The organism is Pseudomonas sp. 2822-17, from assembly GCF_002742485.1.
Taxonomy (GTDB): Bacteria; Pseudomonadota; Gammaproteobacteria; order Pseudomonadales; family Pseudomonadaceae; genus Aquipseudomonas; species Aquipseudomonas cyclaminis.
In genome coordinates, this window is sequence record NZ_LJRZ01000137.1 from 1 (window position 1) to 303 (window position 303).

1 pseudogene is annotated in these 303 nt (G+C 36.0%); it reads right to left on the bottom strand.

What is annotated here, in order from left to right:
• Nucleotides 1-303 (bottom strand): annotated as a pseudogene (locus AOA60_RS01265) (thymidine phosphorylase); the annotation flags it as partial.

Consider the following 303-nt stretch of genomic DNA (forward strand, 5'->3'; position numbering starts at 1 on the left):
CCCTTAAACCATATAATTTTTTGTCAGCAGGTGTTAAATTTTGTGTCTGACCAATAACAGCAACTTTATTACGATTTACCAACTGAATAAACTTATCATTACTAATTTCCACGTTAAATCCTTTAATAGATTCCAGTTTGTCGATTGTACCACCCGTATGTCCTAAACCTCTGCCACTCATTTTTGCAACTGGTACACCTACACTTGCTACGAGGGGAGCTAATACTAAAGTTGTAGTATCTCCAACACCACCAGTACTATGTTTGTCCACTTTAATTCCATCAATATCAGATAAATCAATCG